This window comes from Brasilonema sp. UFV-L1 (assembly GCF_012912105.1).
In the GTDB taxonomy this organism is placed as follows: Bacteria; Cyanobacteriota; Cyanobacteriia; order Cyanobacteriales; family Nostocaceae; genus Brasilonema.
Map to the genome: position 1 here is coordinate 1 of NZ_QMEA01000225.1, position 7,082 is coordinate 7,082.

Annotated in this window: 6 protein-coding genes; 4 read left to right on the plus strand and 2 right to left on the minus strand. The window is 41.9% G+C overall.

Annotation, left to right across the window (positions count from 1 at the left end):
* Positions 1-119 precede the first annotated feature (119 nt).
* The 4 genes from DP117_RS32870 to DP117_RS32885 all read left to right on the plus strand — a co-directional run bounded on the left by DP117_RS32870 (position 120) and on the right by DP117_RS32885 (position 3,806).
* Positions 120-1,220 (plus strand): Gfo/Idh/MocA family oxidoreductase, encoded by a 1,101-nt coding sequence (locus DP117_RS32870; RefSeq protein ID WP_169222360.1) that lies wholly within the window; start codon positions 120-122, stop codon positions 1,218-1,220.
* Between the two features lie 291 nt (positions 1,221-1,511).
* Positions 1,512-2,072, plus strand: coding sequence for a thermonuclease family protein (locus DP117_RS32875; protein ID WP_169222365.1), 561 nt, complete (start codon positions 1,512-1,514; stop codon positions 2,070-2,072).
* A 39-nt stretch (positions 2,073-2,111) separates the two neighbouring features.
* The gene (locus tag DP117_RS32880; RefSeq protein ID WP_169222361.1) at positions 2,112-2,927 is read left to right on the plus strand and encodes an MOSC N-terminal beta barrel domain-containing protein; all 816 of its coding nucleotides are present in this window, start codon (positions 2,112-2,114) and stop codon (positions 2,925-2,927) included.
* Between the two features lie 234 nt (positions 2,928-3,161).
* Positions 3,162-3,806: a hypothetical protein gene (locus tag DP117_RS32885; RefSeq protein ID WP_169222362.1), complete on the plus strand. Its 645-nt coding sequence runs from the start codon at positions 3,162-3,164 to the stop codon at positions 3,804-3,806.
* A 96-nt stretch (positions 3,807-3,902) separates the two neighbouring features.
* Here DP117_RS32885 and DP117_RS32890 read toward each other — a convergent pair whose 3' ends face one another.
* Positions 3,903-6,512 (minus strand): glycogen/starch/alpha-glucan phosphorylase, encoded by a 2,610-nt coding sequence (locus DP117_RS32890; protein WP_169222363.1) that lies wholly within the window; start codon positions 6,510-6,512, stop codon positions 3,903-3,905.
* 298 nt (positions 6,513-6,810) lie between these two features.
* Positions 6,811-7,082: GNAT family protein (locus DP117_RS32895; protein WP_211176494.1), on the minus strand; the 272-nt coding region annotated here is incomplete at its 5' end.

Sequence of the window (7,082 nt, forward strand, 5' to 3'; positions counted from 1 at the left end):
CCCCACTTCCCCCATCTCCCCAATATCTAGAAGCTTTGTTCATTCTGAATTCACCGATTCAGCAATCCTTGAAATGCTATGATAATGTAACCCAAATATAAAAAGGAATTCAGTTAGCTGTGATTGGTGTTGCTGTTGTTGGCACGGGGTTTGGTCAGAAAGTCCATATTCCTGGATTTCTAGCTCATCCTTACACAGAAGTCGTTGCTGTGTATAACCAAGATTTAAAGAAAGCCAAATCTATCGCAGAATCCTACAATATTCCCCACGCTTGCAACACAATCGCAGATATCGTCTCTCTACAAGAAGTTCAAGCAGTAAGCATTTCCACACCGCCATTTTTGCATTATGAAATGGCAAAAGCAGTGCTGGAAGCTGGGAAACACGTTTTAATAGAAAAACCCACAACGATAAATGCAGCCGAAGCCAAAGAACTTTACCAATTAGCACAAAAAGCAGGTGTGATTGCAACTGTAGACTTTGAATTTCGTTTTGTACCAGGATGGCAATTCTTTAGTGAACTTTTGTCAGATGGCTATGTGGGTTCAAAGCGTTTCATCAAAATAGACTGGTTAGGTTCTTCTCGTTCTGATGCTGGACGTCCTTGGAACTGGTATTCTAGCAAAAAGCAAGGAGGCGGTGCATTGGGATCTTTGGGATCTCACACTTTTGATTATATTCATTGGCTGTTTGGTCCTGTACGCAAATTAAACGCTCATTTCAGCACCGCGATCGCCCAAAGACTAGATCCCAACACTGGAGAAGTCAAACCTGTAGAAACAGATGACACCTGTATGCTAATGTTAGAGTTGGCGGATGGAACACCTTGTCAAGTTTCCATCAGTGCTGTAGTGCATGCATCTCGTACTCATTGGATAGAAGTTTACGGCGATCGCGCGACTTTAATCTTAGGAAGTGAAAATCAAAAAGATTACATACATGGGTTTCGTGTTTTAGCTTCTCAACCAGGTAAAGCACTAACCGAAATAGAAATTCCCAATCGATTATTATTTCCAAAAAATCACTCCGATGGTCGTATTTCTGCCTTCATTAGAGTTATAGATCAATGGGTACAAGGAATTGAAGGCAACAAACAATTAGTTCCATCCTTGCGAGAAGGAGTTTACTCTCAGTTATTGATGGATTTATCCCATGAATCTAATGACACATTATCTTGGGTGAATGTACCAAACTTAGAAGAGTTTCTGGCTGACGAGTAAGGTGTTAATTGCCTTAACAATAGATATGTATACCCAGTCACATATTAAGATTTTACTACTTTTGGGTGGTGTGAAATTACTTTATTCAAATCAAAATACAATACAACACTGGTATACGCTGCATAGAAGAAGGCACTGCAGACCCCGATAATATCGGGGTATTTTTTTTAATACAGTTCTATCTTCAGTTAAGCAGAAAAAGTCGGGATTGACTCTTGACTTTTGACAAACTTTACAGCAAAATACCCAATCTAGATGTGCTTTAGCTGATGGTGATTTCAAATAAAATATATTGTGAAACAAACTAAACAGGTGCTTCTTTGGCTTTGTGCTGCTACCCTCATTTTTGGTTTGATAGGCTGTGACCGAATTTTTCCCTCTGGTGACTTAGTAGAACGAGTCAGTGATGGCGATACTCTCGCAGTGAAAGATGCGAAGGGAAACAAGGTAAATGTACGCTTTGCGTGTGTGGATGCACCAGAAATTCCCCACTCCAGGAAGGAAAAGCAAAGTAAAAGTTCTCAGATTCGTAACCAATTTGATTGGGGAGCAAAAGCGCAAGAACGAGTAGAGCAACTCGTCAAACAAGGAGGCGATCGCGTGAAATTAAATATCACCGATAGTGATAGGTACGGACGCAAAGTTGCTGAAATCCGTTTACCCGACGGGACTTTTATCCAAGAAGTTTTAGTGCGAGAGGGGTTAGCGCTTGTTTACCGTCCTTATTTAAACAAGTGTCCCAGCAAAGATATCATTGAACAAGCTGAAACTCAGGCGAAAAACAGTCGGCGAGGAGTTTGGAGTGATTCTAAGTTTGTGAAGCCTTGGGAGTACAGAAGCTTGTACAAATAACATACAATTAACAATGTAAAGCATCGGGATGATACGCACATGTCACCCTACCTAGCAGCGATTTATATCTACCCGATAAAATCTCTTGACAAGATTGATGTCAATCAAGCAAAAATCCTTGAGAGTGGCGCACTTGAGTATGACCGAGAGTTTGCTTTATTTGATGAGCAAGGTCATTTTGTCAATGGAAAGCGTAACGCTAAAGTTCATTTGTTGCGCTCAGCCTTTGATGCTGATTCTAAAACACTCTCCCTACATATTCAAGGAACTGACCAAAAAGCGATTTTTCATGTTGGTGATGAGCGAACCTTGCTAGAAACCTGGTTGAGTGATTACTTTGGCTTTCGAGTTAAGTTTGTGCAAAACACCATAACTGGTTTTCCAGACGATACTCATGCCAAAGGACCCACTGTCATTAGCACAGGTACAATAGAAGAAGTTGCTTCCTGGTTTGGTGATGTCAGTGTTGATGAAATGCGACTCCGTTTGCGAGCGAATCTAGAAATTGGTGGAGTTCCACCGTTTTGGGAAGACCAGTTATTTAGTGAAGCAGATAAATATGTTCAGTTTAAAATAGGAGAAGTCTTGTTTGAAGGAGTGAATCCTTGTCAGCGTTGCATTGTTCCCTCACGAGATTCTCAAACAGGAAAGGTGACAACTCATTTTCAGAAGATATTTGTGACTAGACGCAAGGAATCTCTACCATCTTGGACAACGCCAACCCGTTTCAATCATTTTTACAGATTAAGCGTAAATACAAACATACCTGCATCAGAAGCCGGAAAAATTTTACGTCAAGCAGATGAAGTCAAAATTCTGGGTGTCAGCGAAAGTAACTTAAGGATAGCGGATTAAATAACATGCAAATCAGTCCTTTAACCTCACCCCGCCTTTAACTATCGTTAAAGTCTCCCCTCTCCTTTATAAGGAGAGGGGTTGGGGGTGAGGTTTGTACTTTATTAAATTCGCGTTCCTAAGCCAGATTTTTACACATTTGTATGCAACTGATTCACTAAATGCACTCACGGCATGACAAAATCGAAAGATTGACAAACTTGTCCATGTAGAGATAGAAATAGAGGTTACGGTGTGAGTACATTCCTATCTAGTGTGGCCGTCTTACTCTCAACTTTGGCTTTATTATGCAGTGGCTATACGGCTTACCAAGTTTTCGTCCGACAACAGACGTTCAACGTCGCTAATATTGGTAATAATACCGCCACCACTTCTGCTCAAAAAACTTCTAGTCCAGAAAACAGTACAGCGTCTCCTGACAATAAGCCTAATCAATCAGAAGCATCTCCCTCTCCAGCCACAACAGCACAATCAACAACCACAAGTGGTACAGCTATTAAACCTGGTGAATTTGTACAACCTTCCTTTGGAAACAAAGCAGAAGTAGAGTTACTATCCGCAAAACGGATTAAAGATCCAGAAACAGGAAACCGTGATGTCGTGAATCTGCAAATGCGTGTTCGTCGCCTTGCTACGGATGGAATGAGTCCTGCTGAATCTGTTGGAATCTACAATACAACAGCACGTAATCCAGATACAAGTGAAACCTATAAAGGAGTTGACATCAAACGTTCAACGGGTAGTGTTGATTTATCTTCTTTGCGTCCTAAAGCTTCCGCCGATGCTTATGTCTGGTTAAGGATTCCTGATGGCGTTAACAGCATAGATGTCTTTGTACCAGATACAGCGGCATTTAAAAATGTACCAGTTTCTAATTAGTCCTGAATCCAGACGCTCGATAAATCAGATCTTAAGCTAAGCTTCGTGATTTGTAATTACATTGATAATTACAAATCACGAATGACGAATAACAAATTAATAACTCTGCGCTGGTTGTGCTGCGATATTTATGGCTGCATTATATTGTTGATCATCTTCTAAAGTAATAGGTACGGGCTGAACGTGCCAAATATCTCGAGCGTACTCGCGAATTGTACGATCTGAAGAAAAGTAGCCAGCGCGCGCTGTGTTGAGAATTGACATCAACAACCAGTTGTCTTGATTGCGATATGCCTCACTCACCTGTTGTTGACACTCAATGTACGACTGGTAATCAGCAAAGAGTAAATAGTCATCTCGGTTTTTGAGAGACTCTACCAGTGGTTTAAACAAATCCCTGTCACCTTTGGAGAAGTCACCGGATGCAATCTGATCAATCGCTTGTTTGAGTTGAGGATTACTGTTGTAATAATCCCACGGATGGTAGCCTTGAGCTTTCATTTGTGAAACTTGCTCAGCTGTCAGTCCAAACAGGAAGAAATTTTCATGTCCGACGCGAGCGCGAATTTCTATATTCGCCCCATCCAGTGTACCAATCGTCAATGTCCCATTCATCGCAAACTTCATGTTGCTCGTGCCAGAGGCTTCCTTACCAGCAGTCGAGATTTGCTCAGAAAGGTCAGCCGCTGGATAGATGCGTTGTGCTAACGCGACATTGTAGTTTGCTAAGAAAACAACTTTCAGGCGATCGCCTACATCCGGATCATTATTCACCACATCTGCTACTGAGTTGATCAACTGAATAATCAACTTTGCCATTGCATAACCAGGTGCAGCCTTACCAGCAAAAATCACAGTTCGCGGGACAATCTCCGTATGAGGATTCTGTTTGATTTGGTTATAAAGTGTAATCACGTGCAGCAAATTCAAATGCTGGCGCTTGTATTCGTGCAGTCGCTTCACCTGTATGTCAAACAAGGAATTAGCATCAACATGAATACCATTTGTTTGCAGAATATACTCTGCTAAGTCCTGCTTATTCTCCTGCTTAATTTTTTGCCATTGATTACGAAATTCCTTGTCATCTACAAATGCTTCTAATTGCTTGAGTTCTTCCAAATTTTTAATCCAACCCTTACCGATTTTATTTGTTATCAGAAAGGAGAGTTTGGGGTTGGCAACCAAAATCCAACGACGAGGGGTGACTCCATTGTTTTTGTTGCTGAATTTTTCAGGAAACAGTTCGTAGAAATCTCGGAACAACTCATGTGTCAGTAGTTTGGTGTGTAATGTTGCGACACCGTTAATAGCATGACAACCCACACAAGCAAGATGAGCCATTCTCACCCGTTTGTCTGCTCCTTCTTCAATAAGTGACAGTCTAGCAACTTTTTCATTATCACCGGGATACTTAGCACGAACCTCATCCAAAAAACGTTGGTTAATCTCAAAAATAATTTCCAAGTGTCGAGGTAGAAGTCTGCCAAAAATGCTTAAAGACCAACGTTCCAATGCTTCAGACAGCAATGTATGATTGGTAAAACCAAAAGTTCTTTGGATGATGTCCCAAGCTTTATCCCATCCTAGCTGGTGTTCGTCTATCAATAGCCGCATGAGTTCGGCTATACCAATAGCAGGGTGAGTATCATTAATTTGGAGAGCAAATTTATTGGGGAAATTGTCAAAGTTATCATCGTGTTGCAGGAAGTTGCGGATGATATCTTGCAGAGAACAGGAAACAAAGAAGTATTGCTGCTGTAAACGAAGTTCTCGACCTTGATAGTTATTGTCGTTGGGATAGAGAACTTTGGTAATATTTTCAGAGAAGACTTTATCAGCAACGGCATTGGCAAAGTCTCCACTGTTGAAAATCTGCAAGTTAAATTCATCACTGGCTTTGGCACTCCACAAACGCAGAGTGTTCACAGTGTTGGAGTTGTAACCGACCATCGGTATGTCGTATGGTGTCCCTAAGACGGTTCTTTCTGGAATCCAACGCACTTGGTAGCGTCCATGTTCATCTGTGAAAGCTTCGGTGTGTCCACCAAATTTGACTTCCATAGTATAATCAGGACGAGGAATTTCCCAAGGATTACCAAAACGTAGCCAGCGATCCGGAACTTCCACTTGAGTACCATCGCGAATCACTTGCTGAAAAATGCCGTATTCGTACCGGATACCGTAGCCAATAGCAGGAATTTCTAACGTTGAAAGGGAATCCAAAAAACAAGCGGCTAGTCGTCCTAAACCGCCGTTGCCTAATCCTGGTTCATCTTCCTGTTCCATTAAGTCATACAAATCATACCCTGACTCTTGCACCACTTGACGAGCTTGGTCATAAAGCCCAACATTTGTCAAGTTTTTACCTAGTTGTCGTCCGATAAGGTATTCTGCAGACAGGTAGCAAACGACTTTGACATCCTTTTTAAAGTGGGTTTGCTCGACAGTCTTCAGCCAACGGTGCAGCAGGCGATCCCGCACAGTATACGCCAGTGCCATATAGTAGTCGTGTGCTGTAGCCCAACTTCTATCTTTTGCCTGAATGTAATAGAGGTTATCAAAGAAAGCACGTTTGAGGGTTTCCACGTCCATTCCCGTGCGATCATCTTCCACTTGGATAGCGGCGTGTTCTGTACGACAAATGTGCTTTTTCCAATGAGGAACGTGCTTGCCATTGTGTTTTTTTAAGCCGTTGCCATTATTCATGGTTAATCTTTCCAAAGAGTCATGACAATTTGACAAAAGAACGAAGCTGTCAGTCAGCAGAAGCGGACTCGGAGCAACTCAAGCGCTCCGCTCCTGAATCAGGACTTGCTGGATTCTCTTTTTAAAGTCACCTAGAAGCTAACATTAGAAGGATAATTAGCTTTTTTACCTCTAACCAAGGAAACAATTCTGTGCCAATTATTGAGCCATACGACTGGCTTAACTCTACGGGAATGCCTACCGGCGTACGAGCGTACACAGTGAACAATGAACAGTACACAGTGATAACTGATAACTGTTAACTGGTAACTGATAACCAGTATTCTCGTCTTGAAGCAAACTGTCTATATCCAGCACGTTGAAAGGCGTGAACCATTGGTATATTCACAGTGTCGGCGTCGCTACGGATGCGTACAGCACCGTTGGATTTAAGGATAAGAGTTCCCTGCTGTAGCAAATCATTGACGTAGCCTTTTCCCCGGTGTTCTGGAACTACACCAATATAGCCAATAATTGGTCCACCATCGTTTTCGGCTGGCATAAGTGAACTACCCAACGCTGACCCTATCG